9 protein-coding genes are annotated in these 16,058 nt (G+C 58.6%); 8 read left to right on the forward strand and 1 reads right to left on the reverse strand.

Annotated features, from left to right (window positions below):
* Positions 1-174: 174 nt before the first annotated feature.
* The 8 genes from nrdI to QP442_RS01565 all read left to right on the forward strand — a co-directional run bounded on the left by nrdI (position 175) and on the right by QP442_RS01565 (position 14,692).
* Complete coding sequence (nrdI, locus tag QP442_RS01530; protein WP_103632827.1) at positions 175-591, forward strand: class Ib ribonucleoside-diphosphate reductase assembly flavoprotein NrdI; 417 nt, start codon at positions 175-177, stop codon at positions 589-591.
* On the forward strand, positions 561-2,717 hold the full coding sequence (gene nrdE, locus QP442_RS01535) for a class 1b ribonucleoside-diphosphate reductase subunit alpha (RefSeq protein WP_103632828.1): 2,157 nt from the start codon (positions 561-563) through the stop codon (positions 2,715-2,717). Before nrdI ends, nrdE begins: the two co-directional genes overlap by 31 nt.
* A 264-nt stretch (positions 2,718-2,981) precedes the next feature.
* A complete protein-coding gene (locus QP442_RS01540; RefSeq protein WP_103632829.1) occupies positions 2,982-3,821 on the forward strand; it encodes a hypothetical protein in 840 nt (279 codons plus the stop codon).
* Positions 3,822-4,101: 280 nt separating this feature from the next.
* Positions 4,102-5,598: a sodium/proline symporter PutP gene (gene putP / locus QP442_RS01545; protein WP_103632830.1), complete on the forward strand. Its 1,497-nt coding sequence runs from the start codon at positions 4,102-4,104 to the stop codon at positions 5,596-5,598.
* 200 nt (positions 5,599-5,798) lie between these two features.
* Entirely contained in the window at positions 5,799-9,350 is a 3,552-nt protein-coding gene (locus QP442_RS01550) for a proline dehydrogenase family protein (protein WP_103632831.1), read from the forward strand.
* 155 nt (positions 9,351-9,505) lie between these two features.
* Positions 9,506-11,269, forward strand: a complete 1,764-nt coding sequence (locus QP442_RS01555; RefSeq protein WP_103632832.1) for an ABC-ATPase domain-containing protein — start codon at positions 9,506-9,508, stop codon at positions 11,267-11,269.
* A 109-nt stretch (positions 11,270-11,378) separates the two neighbouring features.
* On the forward strand, positions 11,379-12,140 hold the full coding sequence (locus QP442_RS01560) for an ABC transporter ATP-binding protein (RefSeq protein ID WP_179370099.1): 762 nt from the start codon (positions 11,379-11,381) through the stop codon (positions 12,138-12,140).
* Positions 12,137-14,692, forward strand: a complete 2,556-nt coding sequence (locus QP442_RS01565; protein ID WP_103632833.1) for an FtsX-like permease family protein — start codon at positions 12,137-12,139, stop codon at positions 14,690-14,692. The genes QP442_RS01560 and QP442_RS01565 overlap by 4 nt, the downstream gene beginning before the upstream one ends.
* A gap of 390 nt (positions 14,693-15,082) precedes the next feature.
* Here the strand turns inward: QP442_RS01565 and QP442_RS01570 are convergent, their stop codons facing one another.
* Positions 15,083-15,991 (reverse strand): patatin-like phospholipase family protein, encoded by a 909-nt coding sequence (locus QP442_RS01570; RefSeq protein WP_103632834.1) that lies wholly within the window; start codon positions 15,989-15,991, stop codon positions 15,083-15,085.
* Positions 15,992-16,058 lie beyond the last annotated feature (67 nt).

Raw genomic sequence — 16,058 nt, forward strand, 5'->3', positions numbered from 1 at the left:
ACCGATAGAGGTGGCCGGGGCGAACTGCGTTCACGGACAGAGTTTCACGAACGCGATGACGATCCCCGGCAACATTCTCAAACAGTACTGAGATGTCCGGCCTCGTCAATACAATCGAATCGCACCTAGGCGCACGGTGCGCCACACCACAGCAGCACAAACGGCAGGTCCATCATGGTGAACATCGTTTACTTTTCCTCAGCAACCGGGAATACTCGCCGGTTCGTTGAGAAGCTTGGCCTGCCCGCGCAGCGCATCCCGCTGCTGAAAAGCGACGAGTTCCTGCACGTCGACCAGCCCTACGTGCTGATTGTTCCCACATACGGCGGGGGCAACCTCAAGGGCGCGGTTCCCAAGCAGGTCATCGCCTTCCTCAACGACCCGGGTAACAGGTCTCACTGCGTGGGAGTCATCTCATCAGGAAATACGAATTTCGGCACCGCGTACTGCCTCGCAGGCGATATCGTTGCAACGAAGCTGAGTGTCCCCCATATGTATAAGTTCGAGCTACTCGGAACCCCCGAGGACGTCTCACGAGTTCGAGAAGGACTGAAAGAGTTTTGGCAGAAAATCTCACCGACACAGGCGTAGAAGAAATCAGTAACCCAGAGCTCGATTACCACGCTCTGAACGCCCAGCTGAACCTCTACGATGCCAATGGCAAGATCCAGTTCGACGCAGATCGTAAGGCAGCTCGCCAATACTTCTTGCAGCACGTCAACCAGAACACCGTCTTCTTCCACGACCTGGAAGAAAAGATGGAATACCTGGTTGAAGAGGGCTACTACGAGCAGGCTGTTCTGGACCAATACGAGTTCCAGGACATCAAGGACCTGTTCAAGCGCGCCTACGCGCACAAATTCCGCTTCCCCACGTTCCTCGGCGCGTTCAAGTACTACACGTCCTACACGCTGAAGACGTTCGACGGTAAGCGCTACCTGGAGCGTTTCGAAGACCGTGTTGCGATGGTCTCCCTGTACTTGGCTCGCGGAGATGTGAAGCTCGCTCAGCAGTTCGTGGAAGAGATCATGGCCGGCCGTTTCCAGCCTGCAACCCCGACCTTCCTGAACGCTGGCAAGGCTGCGCGCGGCGAACTCGTATCCTGCTTCCTGCTACGTATCGAAGACAACATGGAGTCGATCGCCCGTGGCATTAACTCTGCTCTTCAGCTGTCGAAGCGCGGTGGTGGCGTCGCCCTGTCGCTGACGAACCTGCGCGAAGCCGGCGCTCCGATTAAGAAGATCCAGAACCAGTCCAGTGGCGTTGTCCCGGTCATGAAGCTTCTGGAGGACTCCTTCTCTTACGCGAACCAGCTGGGTGCGCGTCAAGGTGCGGGTGCCGTTTACCTCAGCGCACACCACCCGGACATCATGCAGTTCCTCGACACGAAGCGTGAGAACGCTGACGAAAAGATCCGCATCAAGACCCTGTCGTTGGGCGTTGTGATCCCCGATATTACGTTCGAACTCGCACGTAACAACGAGGACATGTACCTGTTCAGCCCCTACGACGTCGAGCGCGTCTACGGCGTTCCCTTCTCTGAAATCTCCGTTTCTGAAAAGTACCGCGAGATGGTTGACGACGGCCGCATTCACAAGAAGAAGATCAACGCTCGTCGTTTCTTCCAGACCCTCGCTGAAATTCAGTTCGAATCCGGCTACCCGTACATCGTCTTCGAAGATACTGTGAACCGCGCGAACCCGATCAAGGGTCGCATCACGATGTCGAACCTCTGCTCCGAAATTCTGCAGGTGTCCGAGGCCTCGACCTACAACGCTGACCTGACCTACAGCCACGTCGGCAAGGACATTTCCTGCAACCTGGGTTCGTTGAACATCGCCAAGACGATGGATTCTGAGGACTTCTCGACAACGATCGAAACGGCGATCCGCGGTCTGACCGCTGTCTCCGACCTGTCGGATATTCAATCGGTTCCCTCGATTGCTCGAGGCAACGCGATGAGCCACGCGATCGGCCTGGGCCAAATGAACCTGCACGGTTACCTTGCTCGCGAACACGTCATGTACGGCTCTCAAGAGGCTCTGGACTTCACGAACATGTACTTCCTGGCTGTCGCCTACGAAGCAATCAAGGCGTCCTGCCTGATCGCGAAAGAACGCGGCGTCTCCTTCGAAGGCTTCGAGGATTCACAGTATGCGTCCGGCGAGTACTTCGAAAAGTACATCAATGGCACGTGGGAACCGACCACGGACAAGTGCCGTGAGTTGCTCGCAAAGTCGACGATCCACATTCCGACGGCTGACGATTGGAAGGCTCTAGCCGCCGATGTGAAGCAGTACGGCATGTACAACCAGAACCTGCAGGCGATCCCGCCGACCGGCTCGATTTCGTACATCAACAACTCGACCTCGTCGATCCACCCGATCGTTTCTCAGATTGAGATCCGTAAGGAAGGCAAGATCGGTCGCGTCTACTACCCGGCTCCGTACATGACGAACGAGAACCGCGAGTACTACGTGGACGCCTACGAGATCGGCCCGGAGAAGATCATCGACACCTACGCGGTTGCTACTCAGCACGTGGATCAGGGTCTGTCGCTCACGCTCTTCTACCCGGATACCGTAACGACGCGTGACATTAACAAGTCCTACATTTACGCGTGGAAGAAGGGCATCAAGACCCTGTACTACATGCGTCTTCGTCAGATGGCGCTGGAAGGCACCGAAGTTCAGGGTTGCGTGTCCTGCATGCTCTAAGCATTCAGTCCGCCATCTGTCCCCCGGCGCGGTGGTAGTTGGCCACTGAGAATCCCGGCCTCGTTGATGTGAATTCACGAGGCCGGGATTTCTTTTCCCACTTTCATATTGCGCTACCCGGACAACTAGGGAATTGCTCGGTTGTTGCACTCTGACGGAAAGGGGACATTACGGGGTTGATCGGGGGTTAGTCAGGGGAGTCCCCACTATCGAGGTGCGCCCGCCTTTCTTAGACTGGTATCAACATCAAGGTGAGGAGACATTATGACGGATCAGCAGCCGAGCCCCGAAGAAGCCGAAAAGCAGGAAGGCACCCCAGCTGAAGAGCAGGTCGTTGAAGCGAACGCTGAAGAAGCAGAGGGAGCACCTGCGGATACTGACTCAACAGAGCCTGTTGCACTAAACAATGCTCCGGTAGAAGAGGCAACCGAACTGCTCCCGACCGAGGAGACGACTGAGCTTCCCGTTGGCGATTCCACCGTGGGCGCTGTCGAGGAAACCACGGTGCTTCCCGCTAAGGAAACCGCTGAGACGACGGAACTTGCCAGCGAACCCGCCCCTGAAGTGATTGACGTTGAAGCACAAGTAGTCGAGGATTCAACTCCGACTCAGCCAACGTGGGAACAGAATCCATGGGCATCGCCGACAAGCGAGCAGCCGGCAACCGCTAGTCAGGGTGCCTACACCGCACCGCAGTTCGATCAGCAGAACCCTTACGGGCAACCGGGTGTCCAGCCCGAGCAACCATACGGCCAGTACAACGGCGGTCAGTATGGGGCAAACGGCTTTGGCCAGGCGCCGTATGGGATGACGTTCCAGATGACTCCTCTGGCGCAGGAATTGAAGTCGAATTCGACCATCGTCCTGATCCTCGGCATTCTCGGACTGGTGCTCATCGGCCTCTTTGGTTCGATTCCCGCGTGGCTGTGGGGTAATTCGATCCTGCGCCAGGCTCAGGAAAACGGGGTCAGCGCCGACATCGTGTCGAACGCGAAGGTCGGTCGCATTCTCGGCATTGTCGGTGTTGCCTTGTGGGGCGTTGCGATTGCGTTTGTCGTGTTGATATTCCTGATAGCCGCGCTCATCGCACTGCTTGCTGCGTGATGCTCTGTTGGTGAGCTCACCGCATTCACCGAACTGACTCTCCCGCCCACTGCGACATTTCGGAAGCATTCTCCAAAATGTCGCAGTGGGCGGTCGTTTTTTCGCGCAATATTTCGTCCCAAAAACATGTGCGACTAAAGTCCTAGAGGTGTTATGCTCAACACAACCCGACGCAACGGCGCTTCGGGGCATCCCAGCTAGCACGCTGGCTCCCAACTCGCACCACTATCCGAGCCCACCACCTCGGGCCCCGATGATGCGACAACGCTAGGAGCTCCTTATGACTGAGACTACTTTCCAGGCCGTGGCGATGATCATCTACCTATTGGCGATGGTCATGATCGGTCTTTTCGCATACAACCGCACTAAGAGCCTTGACGACTACATGCTCGGTGGCCGAGATCTTGGCCCCGGCGTCGCAGCCCTTTCCGCAGGCGCAGCCGACATGTCCGGCTGGCTCCTCATGGGCCTGCCCGGTGCGCTCTACCTCAACGGCCTCATCGAAGGCTGGATCGCAGTTGGCCTGACCCTCGGCGCATGGCTGAACTGGAAGTTCACCGCCCCCAGGCTTCGCGCATACTCGAAGATCGCATCGAACTCGATCACCGTTCCATCGTTCCTCGGCCAACGCCTACGCGATACCTCCAATATTGTTCGTATCGTTGCCGGCCTTGTCATCACCGTGTTCTTCACGTTCTACGTTTCATCGGGCATGGTCGCCGGTGGCGCGTTCTTCGAATCATCATTCGGCATGGACTACCACCTGGGTATGGTCATCATCGCTGCGACGACAGTGCTGTACACGCTGGTCGGTGGCTTCCTTGCCGTATCGTGGACCGACGCCGTTCAGGGCATCATGATGCTGATCGCGCTCATCCTGGTGCCGGTTGTGGGCGTCATCCACGTTGGTGGCTTCTCCAATCTGATGAGCGAAGTGAACCGCATCGATCCGACGATCTTCTCGCTCACTCACGGTGAAGGCGCTCTGTCCGGCGTAGCAATCCTCGGCATCGTGTCGGCGCTCGCGTGGGGCCTCGGCTACTTCGGTCAGCCGCACATCATCGTCCGCTTCATGGCACTGCGTTCTACCGCGGAGGCCAAGCAGGGTCGTCGCATCGGTATCAGTTGGATGTTCCTGTCCGTGATTGGTGCAGGCATGACAGCAATTGTCGGCATCGCCGTCTACCAGCATGACGAAGGAAAGCTCGCGAACCCCGAAGGCGTCTTCATCAGCCTCGGGCAGTTGCTCTTCCACCCCTTCATCGCAGGCTTCATGCTTGCAGCGATCCTCGCCGCCATCATGTCGACCATTTCGTCCCAGCTTCTGGTGACCTCGTCCGCACTGGTCGAAGATATCTACCGCGCCTACACGAAGCGCGAACTGAACGGCGCTGACGGTGTTCTTGCTGGCCGTATCGCGGTTGGCGTGATCGCTCTGATCGCAGCGTTTCTGGCGTGGCAAAGATCCGACTCGATTCTGGGTCTGGTGGCGTTCGCGTGGGCCGGCTTCGGCGCATCATTCGGTCCGATCGTGATCCTGTCGCTGTACTGGCGCAAACTCACCTCGGCAGGCGCAATCGCCGGCATGGTGACCGGCGCGGTCGTCGTTGGCATCTGGGGCAACATTTCGGGTGGCATCTTCGACCTGTACGAGATCGTCCCCGGCTTCCTTCTGAACCTCATCGTTGCGGCCGTCGTGTCGCGTGCAACGTGGAAGCCAAACCCGGACATTGATGCCGAGTTCGACCAGACAATCGCAGAAACTCAGGGCATCTGACGCCTCAGCTTCGCGCTACTTCGCCACGAATGCAGGTGGCGCGAAGCAGTCAGATCCCTCTATTTCAGAATTGACGAGGCCACCTCGCCCACTGAACCGCCACGGCCTGAAACGGGGTGGGCGACCTCGTCGACTGAACATCACCGCACTGAATCTTTCCAACTCACTCACACACCACTGAACAAAGTAATCGAGGAAGAATGTCTGAATCAGAAAACCCCACCACGGATTTCGAAACGATCGTTGACCGCGCGCTTGCTACCGCGAGGCGTTGGGCGACATCATCGACACAGTTCCCGACTGACCCGGCAGCACAGTTGCTGGCCGGCGTGTTGAAGGACGAAGAGGGCTTGGATTACACCGTTTCATTCGTTGACGGAGTGGTTCGCCCCGAAGACCAGAAGGTGGCCGCACGCCACCTTGCCGAGGTCGGCGCGAAGAACCCGAAGTTCTTGCCGTGGTATCTGCGCACCCCTGCACTGGTTGGCGGTAAGGTTGGCACGCTAGTTCCGTCAATCGCTGTTCCCGCCGCCCGCAAGGTGTTTGCACGCCTTGTTGGTGATCTTGTTGTTGATGTGTCCGACGAGAAGCTCGGTCCAGCAATCGAGCGACTTCGTAAAGATGGCGCGCGCCTGAACATGAATCTGCTCGGCGAAGCCGTGCTGGGCGAGAAGGAAGCTCGCAAGCGCCTCGACGACACTCGTCGTCTGTTGGAGCGCCCGGATGTTGACTACGTTTCACTGAAGGTTTCGGCGGTGACCGGCCCGCACAACCCGTGGGGATACGACCAGATCGTTAACCACGCGGTGCGCGAACTGCTTCCGCTCTACCAGTACGCGGTCAGCGCCGGTGGCAAGTTCATCAACTTGGACATGGAGGAATACCACGACCTTCAGCTGACGGTCGACGTGTTCAAGACAATCCTCGACCGTGAAGAATGCCTGGGTCTGCGTGCCGGCATCGTGCTTCAGGCCTATCTGCCCGACACCCTGAACGTCATGAAGGATCTGCAGGAATGGGCAGCAGCACGCAGAGCGCGTGGCGGAGCACCGATCAAGGTGCGTGTCGTGAAGGGCGCAAACCTGGCAATGGAGCGCGTCGATGCCGCGATGCACGGCTGGGATCTGACGACCTGGGATTCGAAGCAGTCGACGGATGCGAACTACGTGCGAGTCCTGGATTGGGCGATGCACCCCGATCGTATTCAGAACGTCAACATCGGCGTCGCGGGACACAACCTGTTCACAGTCGCCTGCGCATGGGAGCTGGCGAAGGAACGCGGTGTTACCGACCACGTTGAATTCGAAATGCTGTCCGGTATGGCGATGCAGCAGGCGGCCGCAGTTCGTCAGGAAGTCGGCAACCTGTTACTGTACGTGCCCGTCGTTCACCCCGACGAATACGACGTTGCCATCGCGTACCTGGTGCGCCGACTGGAAGAAAACTCCGCGGACGATAACTTCATGGCGTCGATCTTCGATATCGGCACCTCGCAAGTGTCATTCGATAAGGAAAAGACTCGCTTCCTTGCCGCAGTTGAGCAGATGAAGCGCGAGGGAATCAGCCGTGTTGGCGCAAATCGTACCCAGGACCGCACGTCGGAAACTGCCGACGACCTGGCTGCACCGTTGAAGGACTCGAACGGTAACTGGGTCTTCGCGAACACTGCGGATTCGGATCCGGCTCTTCCGGTCAACCTGCAGTGGGCACGTGAAATCGCCGAGCGTATCCCGACCTCAACTCTGGGAACTTCGACCCTTGAAGCGGGGACGATCACTGATCGCGAAACCCTGGACACCCTCGTCGAGGCGACCGCGAACGCCGGCAAGGAATGGGCGGCCCGTAGCGCCGCAGAGCGTAGCGATATCCTGCACCGCGCAGGTGTTGAGCTGGCCCGTCGTCGCGCGGATCTGATCGAGGTTGCCGGCTCCGAACTGGGCAAGTCCCTGGAGCAGGCTGACGTCGAGGTTTCCGAAGCTACCGACTTTGCCCACTACTACGCACAGCTTGCTCTGGAGCTCGAAAAACTCGATGGCGCCCAGTTCACTCCGGTGGATCTGACCTTGGTTACTCCGCCGTGGAACTTCCCGCTGGCAATTCCTGCCGGTGGCGTTCTGGCCGCTTTGGCTGCAGGATCGGCTGTCATTTTGAAGCCTGCTGATCCGGCTGGTCGCTGTGGCGCCGTTATTGCCGAGTGCCTGTGGGCTGCGGGTGTCCCGAAGGATGTCCTGCAGTTTGTCTCCGTCGGCGAGGACACGCTGGGTAAGGACCTCGTCACGCACCCACGCGTGGGTCGCGTTGTCCTGACGGGCGCGGCTGGGACGGCTGAACTGTTCCGTTCCTGGGATCCGACGATGAAGATCATGGCAGAAACTTCGGGTAAGAACTCGATCATCATCACTCCGTCGGCCGACCTTGATCTGGCCGTAAAGGATGTTGTGAACTCAGCGTTCGGTCACGCTGGTCAGAAGTGTTCTGCCTGCTCCTATGTGATTCTGGTCGGTTCGGTCGGCTTCTCGAAGCGCGTGCGCAACCAGTTGCTTGACGCGGTTCGTTCCCTGCATGTCGCCTGGTCGGATGACCTGAGCGCTCAGATGGGTCCGCTGGCGACCGAGCCGACCGGAAAGCTACTGCGCGGTCTGACCACGTTGGAACCAGGTCAGAAGTGGGAAATCACCCCAAAGCCTCTCGATGACACGAACCGACTGTGGAGTCCTGGTGTCCGCTCGGGTGTCCAGGTCGGTAGCGAGTACCACTTGACCGAATACTTCGGCCCGATCCTCGGCATTATCCGCGTCGATACGCTCGATGAGGCGATCGAAGCGCAGAACATGGTCGAGTACGGTCTGACCGCCGGCCTACACTCGCTGGATCCGGACGAAATCAACTACTGGCTGAACAACGTCGAAGCTGGCAACGTGTACGTTAACCGCGGTATCACGGGCGCGATCGTGCGTCGCCAGCCGTTCGGTGGCTGGAAGCGTTCAGTTGTCGGCGAAGGCACGAAGGCCGGTGGCCCAAACTACCTGCTGGGCTTCGGTTCGCTGGCGTCCGCGCCACTCGATTCCGCTCCGTCGACGCACACGTTGAAGCCTCAGTTGCGTGATCTGCTCGATTCGGCGTCCGAGGTGCTTGACGGCGAAGAGATGGAGCGTTTGGCGAAGGCAATTTCGTCGGATAACGAGGCCGCGTTCACCGAATTCGACGTCTTACATGACCCGAGCGCGGTGCCCGCGGAGCGCAATATTCTGCGTTACATTCCGGCACGTGCAACGATTCGTGCCGGAGCGGGCGCTTCGCTGACCGATATTCTGCGCGTCATCTCGGCTGGCGTGGCAACGGGTTCCTTCGCTTCGAATCCACTGGGTGAGGGAATGATTCGCGAGACCACCGGCGGCGGTTGGGGCGATGTTGAGCTGACCGTTTCCACGACCACACCGCTACCCACGTCGATCACGTCGCTACTGGCGCACATGGGTATCGGGGTTGTTGTCGAAGACTTCGATCAGTTCACTATGCGTCTGACACAGGTGGAATTCAACTACGACGAGCGTATTCGTCTCATTGACGAGGCCGGCGACGACCTGCGTTGCGCCGTGGGCGGCTCGATTGACGTGGCCGTCTGGGATGGCCCCGTCACAAACTCTGGCCGTGTAGAGGTTCTGCCGTTCGTTCACGAGCAGGCAGTGTCGATCACGAACCATCGTTTCGGTAATCGCACTCCCCTGTCGACGCAGGTCTTGCAGGGCTGACTGAGGTGCCCCTGTGCGGGGTACTGCGCAGGCTTCCTCAACCGTGTGAGTGAGGAATAGCGCCGGCGGGCATCGGAAAGCGACCACGTTATGTGCGTGGAATGCCCGCCGGCGCGACCTGTGCCCGGGGTGGAGCGACCCGATACGATAGGGGCATGGTCCCTCGCTTTCACACCGACGATAAGTTCCACAAACGCTCTGGCTCTGACGCAGAGTTGATTCGTGACCTCGACCGTCTGGATGGTCGCTCCTACGGGTCGTATAAGTCGGTGATCGGCGACTGGGATTACGGCGATTTTTCGCTGAGCATCGATCGGATTCAGTCCGACCCTTACGCTCCTCCGTCGCAGATTCGCGCAACTGCGAAACCTGATCGAATGGGCTTGCCACCTGAAGCATTGGCGAATGGTCAGGCTCGTCTGGCGACGGCTGACTTCCTGGCGCGAGCCTTCGAGGCAGCAATCAGAAACCGCATTCGTGGTGGTGCCATTCGGATCGCTCACCCGGGTCCAGAGATCCTGCAACGTTCAAGCGCGAAGGTGATGCCCGATCATGTTGAGATCCGTTTCCAGGTTCAGATGCCTGCGCGAGGTCGAACGATCATGGGCCGCGAAGCTGCCCGTATTTTCGACGTGGATATTCCGAACATTGTGATGGACACGTTTGATTTTGTGTCTGACGATGACATCACCATCGCCAAGACTTCTGCCCTGAAAACCCACATTGCAACGTACGAGGATCATTGCGCTCTGATCGATTCTCTGGCGGAAAACAACTGGGTGTCTTTTATCGCCGATGGCTCGTTGCTTGCCCGTAAGTCGGGGGTTTCGCAGGTTCCGATGGACGCCGATACCGCGGTAACTTTTGAGTCCCCGCAGACTCTGCGTCAGACGGTGAACCTTCCTCACGCGGGCAAAGTCAGTGGCATGGCAATTGCTCCCGGTGTCACCGTGATCGTCGGCGGTGGCTACCACGGCAAGTCGACGCTATTATCAGCAATCCAACGAGGCGTGTACGCGCATGTTCCAAACGACGGTCGCGAACTCGTAGCAACTCTTCCGGATGCCATGAAGGTACGCGCAGCCGATGGTCGTACCGTGACCGGAGTCGATGTTTCTCCCTTTATTTCACATTTGCCGGCCGGCGCGGACACGACGAACTTCTCGACGTCGAACGCTTCAGGCTCAACCTCTCAGGCTGCGGCGATCATGGAGGCTGTGGAACTCGGCTCTCCTCTTCTGCTGATCGACGAAGACACTTCGGCAACGAACCTCTTGATCCGTGATGAGCGTATGCGCGCCCTCGTCGCCACCGAAAAAGAGCCGATCACTCCCCTCGTTGACCGTATCGGAGCTCTTGCAAAGCAGAATGTTTCAACGATTATGGTCATGGGCGGTTCTGGCGACTATCTGGACGTTGCCGACTGCGTCCTCATGCTTGACACTTACCGTTGCGTGGACGTCACCGCCCGCGCCAAGGATGTAGCTGCACAAATGCCGCGGCCTCGTAATGACAAGCAGGAATTCGCGTTGCCCGCGCCTCGTATCCCCCATCGCCTGCGCCCCACGTCCGACCGCCCGAAGACAAAGTCCGCGGGCCTGGACGAAATCACGATCGACCGCCAGACAATCACCCTGACGGACGTGGAGCAAATCGTCGATCCGGGTCAGACCGAAGCAATCGCGTGGGCGGTCCGAGGAGTTTTGGAAAACTATGCTGCCGGCAAGATGGCGCTAGTCGAACTGCTTGCTCGTCTTGAACGTCAGTTCGCATCCGAAGGCTTGGACGCGCTGACAAAGTTCGGGGCACGCTCATACCCGGCATTCTTGGCTCGCCCGCGACGCGTCGACATTGGGGCCGCGATCAACCGTTTCCGCGGGCTCAGTATTGTCGCCACCGACTCCGTGGAAAAGGACTGACCCCCCTTCTATTCGAGGTTAATCGGGGACATCCCCCACAAGAAAATGGGGGTGGAAATGGGCGCTTCCCCCATAGTGCGTAGCTCGTTGCTCGGCGCACAGTTGAAGCATGAGCATTCCACTTTCACAATCTCAGTCAGTCTCATCCGTTTCGTCGTCCGCGCCCGTTGTCGCGCTTGATCACGTATCCAAGATTTACGGTCAGGATGATACGCGCGTCGCAGCGCTTGACGACGTCAGCGTCGACTTTTACGAGCACACCTTCACCGCCATTATGGGTCCGTCGGGCTCAGGTAAGTCGACCATGCTTCACATGCTTGCCGGTCTCGATTTGGCGACCAGTGGCGAGGTTCGGATCGAAGGTAAAACCTTGTCGCAACTGGATGATGACGCGTTGACCCGTCTTCGTCGCGACCGCATCGGTTTCGTATTCCAGAGCTTCAACCTTGTTCCCACTCTTGATGCGCGCGCAAACATTGAGCTTCCCCTTCACTTGGCCGGACAAAAGCCTGACCGCCGTTGGCTCTCCATGATCATCGACGTGCTCGGCATCGGGAATCGCTTGAAGCATCGCCCGCAGGAAATGTCTGGTGGCCAGCAGCAACGCGTCGCCGTTGCCCGTGCGCTCGCATCGAAGCCAGCAGTGATCGTCGCCGACGAACCGACCGGCAACCTGGACTCCGCTTCCTCGCGCGAGGTCCTGCAACTTCTTCGCGCCACCGTTGATCAGCTGGGACAGAGCGTCATCATGGTGACGCACGATCAAAACGCCGCTCTGATTGCCGACCGTGTCCTGGTGATGCGCGACGGAAAGATCCGGGCCGATCTGGCCAAGCCGACCGAAGCTCAGCTGAGCGAGGCCGCACGATGAGCTCCATTAAACAACCGAGCGATTTCGCCCCTACATCCGAGCCTCGTACCGACGCTTCCACATCGCGTGGAACCCTTGGCCACTTGCTCCGCGCCAACGTGAAGACGCACGGTCATCGCTACGTGGCGACCGGCCTCGCCGTCGCGATTTCAACCGCGTTCATCATGGTGTTCCTGGCACTCGGCAACGGCATGACCGCATCGCTGACCGCGAGTGCGCGCGATTCCTACCACGGTGCTGCCACGGTGGTCGAGGCTACTGACGAGTTCTACGATGCCGGCCACTCGGATCTTTTAGAGGTCACCGATCAGTTGAAGGCAACCGACGGTGTCACGGCAATTGCACCGCAACAGCGGGCCTTCCTCAATCTGTCGAATGGCGCTAAGCGCACGGTTCGCATGGCACGCTCTACCCAGCCGGAACCTTTCCACCGCAGTGAAGTAACAGAAGGTGCCCTTCCGAACAGCGACACTGAGATCTTCCTCGACACGATCGCCGCTGACAACCTGGGCGTGAAGGTAGGCGACACGATTCAGGCAAGCGCTGCGTACACGCAGGATGCTTCTGCTCCAAAGACCAGCCTGACCGTTTCGGGCCTGGTGAAAACCGGGCCGACGGGCCAAGGTGTTGCGATGATGACACCGGACGGCTTGGTTGCCGCGTCCAATCACTCGCAGTACACGACCAGCATTCTGGTTGCCTCATCGAGCGCCTCCCCGTCGATTGCTGAGCAAGAAAAGTTGGCGAACACGCTGACAACGACACTCGATGACACCGGTCTGACAGTAATGACCGGCCAAGCGGCATACGAAAGAGAGATTGAGCAACTGGCCGTCGGGTCAGCAACACTCACAGCGATATTCCTGGTCTTCCCCGTGATTTCGATGATTGTCGCAATTATCGTTGTTGCGACGACCTTCCAGGTGATAATGACTCAGCGGCGTCGCGAGCTCGCCCTGCTACGCGCCATTGGCGCAACGAAGAAGCAAACTCGGTCGTTGGTCATGCGCGAGGCCGCATTGATCGGCCTCATCTCGTCGGCGGTCGGTACCGCCGTGGGCGCATTGGGCGGGTTTGCAATCCTGAACGGGTTCGGGATTGTCTCGTTCTCTGACGCAGTTGCCTCGGCTGCCTCGCCGATCGCCTTGGCGGGCACGTGGTCGGCTGGCACGCTGATGACGATCGCCGCGAACCTGCGCCCCGCGCGCTCGATTGCTCGCATGTCTCCGATCGAGGCACTGGGTAATCAAGCGGAAACCACATCCTCGCAGAAGTCGCATCGCGTGTTCTTCATTGTTTCTCTCATCATTGCGGCGCTTGCCTTCACAGGTATGGGTGTTGGCCTGTTCATGCGTGGGTCGACCAGCGGTTTCCTGCTCGCATTCCTTTCCGGAATGGTCGCGCTGGTCGCCATGATGTGCGCATCGATCGTTTTCATCCCGGCCTTGGCACGTCTGTGGGGCAGTCTTGGACGGGGAACCACGGCGAAGCTGGCACGCGAAAATACTCTTCGCAATCCTGGTCGCACCGCAGCAACAGGTGTTGCTATCGCCATTGGCGTCACCCTGATCACCATGATGAGCGTGGGCGCAGTATCAATGCGGGAGACACTCACTTCCGAGGTTGATTCTGCTCGTCCTTACGATCTGACCGTGCAGTCTGTCAGCGGTGAGCTACCCGCATCCGCTCTGTCGGAGGTCACTGGGACACAAGGTGTTGCCGCGGCGGTTGCGATTCACGGGACCAGCGGAACGATGACAGCGGGGACTGATTCGCTCGACGTCTTCATCGAGGGCGTGCCCGACTTGAATCCGGTCGCACACTCCACGATTGACGTATTGGATGATTCGACCGCAAAGTTCCAGAGCAGCACAGTGAAGACCGGCGACACGGTTCAGGTGTGTACCTCGAACGGAAAATGTGCTGACTTCACCGCTCTCATCGACGAACACTCCCAGGCTGGCTACGTTTCAATTTCTGCGAACGCCCTCGGCAAACTAGATTCATCAGCCGGCCTAAGCGCGATTCAAGTGAAGCTGGACGACCAGGCGAGTGCTACCAAAGTACAGTCCGCTCTGCTGTCGCTCAACGACCAGTACTCGGTGAACGGTACTGCTCTTGAACGCGAAACCTACAACCGGATGATCGATCAAGTCCTACTGGTCGTGATCGGAATGCTCGGTATTTCGGTTCTGATTGCACTGGTCGGTGTGACGAATACGCTCAGTCTGTCGGTTGCGGAGCGCACCCGCGAGAACGGTCTGTTGCGCGCTCTTGGTATGACCCGCCGGAATATTAAGACAATGCTGAGTGTCGAAGCTGTCTGTATCGCGTTGGCTGGGTCAACCATCGGTGTGATTCTGGGGATTATCTTTGGAATCGCGGGAACATACGCCCTGCCTTTAAAGGATGTGACCATTGCAATCGCCATGCCGTGGGGAACCCTGATTGCGGTTGTTGCTGTGTCCGTGTTGGCCGCTTTGATTGCCTCGTGGTTGCCCGGACGCAAGGCTGCAAAGGTCTCTCCCGTGGAGGCACTGGCGACTGAGTAACACGGCTCCGTGACGGGGCTCGGGGTGCATCCATTCGGATGCACCCCGAGTTTCGTTCAAGCCCGAACCTCGTCAATCCACATCGTGGACCATGACAGACTGTCAATGACGCACCCACCATGCGCGACAGATATTCATCCGCCGGACATTGGTGAACTATCACAGCCCGACGTGGGCAGGACAAGGGAGTCCTTCAGTGAGAACCCTCAGCCATTGCACCATAGTCCTTCTCAGGGGTGTCCTCTTCTTCATCGGCTTCGTCGCGACGATTTCGCAGATCACATACGCAGGCGTTCCTCCCGATTCAGACGAGGCAGAAAGTACAAGTGAGCAAGTCACACTCGACAACCCCGACGGAAGCTGGAGGGCAGAAAGCCGGATGCGAGAAACTCAGAAGCCGAGGAATGCCTTGATCGCGGGCATCTCGCGACGGATCTGCTCAAGGCCTGCCTGGTAGTTGGCGTCGAGGCGCTCGCGGCGCATTTCCGTGTTTTGAATGTCGATTGTTTCGGGAAAGAAGAGGTAGGCGCGCCCCTGTTCTTCCAGTTCAAACATCTTTTTGCGGGTGGCGTTGTAGCGAACCGGGCGCCGGGCGACGCCTTCATAGATGGAGGGGAACTTACGGAAGTTCGCCTTCAGCATTGCGCCGACCGAGGTGCGCATCGCTCCCTTGACGTAGTCGCGCGGGCGGGTCGCGATGACGACGAATGTGCGGTAGCCGTCGCGCATGGGCGCATCCAGTGGAATACCACCATTCGGACCGAGCGCACCGTCAACGTAGGTATCGCCGTCGATGATGACCGGCGGCATCAGAATCGGTAGCGTCGACGAGGCGCGAACGCGCGCCCCTAGGTCAGCCAGCGTCGTCATGTCGTCTTTGCCGAACCAGCGCATTTCGCCACGGGAGGCATTAAACGCGCCGACGCGCGCGGTTGCCGGGTTGGCGTTGAAGGTGTCAATGTCAAAGGGCATGGCGCCGTCAGGCTTGCCGATTTCTTCGTAGATCCATTGGGCGTTGAAAAATCCTCGGCCACGGGCGAAGTGGTCGAGCCCGCCAAATTCAGGGTATTCGGCGACGTCAACGAAGGTTTCGTAGGAGCGTTTCGGATCGCGTGAAATGTAGTTGACCGTGTGCGATGAGCCCGCGGAAATACCGGAAACATGGTCGAAGAACAGGCCTTGCTCCACGAATTCCGAGACGACGGCCGCCGTGTAGGCGTTGCGCATGCCGCCTCCTTCGAAGACGAGGGCAACGTCGTTGATGTTATTCGTCAGCGTGGGAACGGTGGTTTCTTGCATTTCAGGCACGTTTGCAGACTATGCCCTCCCGGTTCGAAATGCTCGCCGAGATCCAGCATGTGCGCTC

Origin of the sequence: Pauljensenia sp. UMB1177 (assembly GCF_030217965.1) — a bacterium.
GTDB classification, from domain to species: domain Bacteria; phylum Actinomycetota; class Actinomycetes; order Actinomycetales; family Actinomycetaceae; genus Pauljensenia; species Pauljensenia turicensis_A.

Bases quoted from the DNA above. Each gene is read 5' to 3' on its own strand.
- nrdI (WP_103632827.1), top strand. From the start codon at position 175: ATGGTGAACATCGTTTACTTTTCCTCAGCAACCGGGAATACTCGCCGG.
- QP442_RS01540 (WP_103632829.1), top strand. From the start codon at position 2,982: ATGACGGATCAGCAGCCGAGCCCCGAAGAAGCCGAAAAGCAGGAAGGC.
- putP (WP_103632830.1), top strand. From the start codon at position 4,102: ATGACTGAGACTACTTTCCAGGCCGTGGCGATGATCATCTACCTATTG.
- QP442_RS01550 (WP_103632831.1), top strand. From the start codon at position 5,799: ATGTCTGAATCAGAAAACCCCACCACGGATTTCGAAACGATCGTTGAC.
- QP442_RS01555 (WP_103632832.1), top strand. From the start codon at position 9,506: ATGGTCCCTCGCTTTCACACCGACGATAAGTTCCACAAACGCTCTGGC.
- QP442_RS01560 (WP_179370099.1), top strand. From the start codon at position 11,379: ATGAGCATTCCACTTTCACAATCTCAGTCAGTCTCATCCGTTTCGTCG.
- QP442_RS01565 (WP_103632833.1), top strand. From the start codon at position 12,137: ATGAGCTCCATTAAACAACCGAGCGATTTCGCCCCTACATCCGAGCCT.
- QP442_RS01570 (WP_103632834.1), bottom strand. From the start codon at position 15,991: ATGCAAGAAACCACCGTTCCCACGCTGACGAATAACATCAACGACGTT.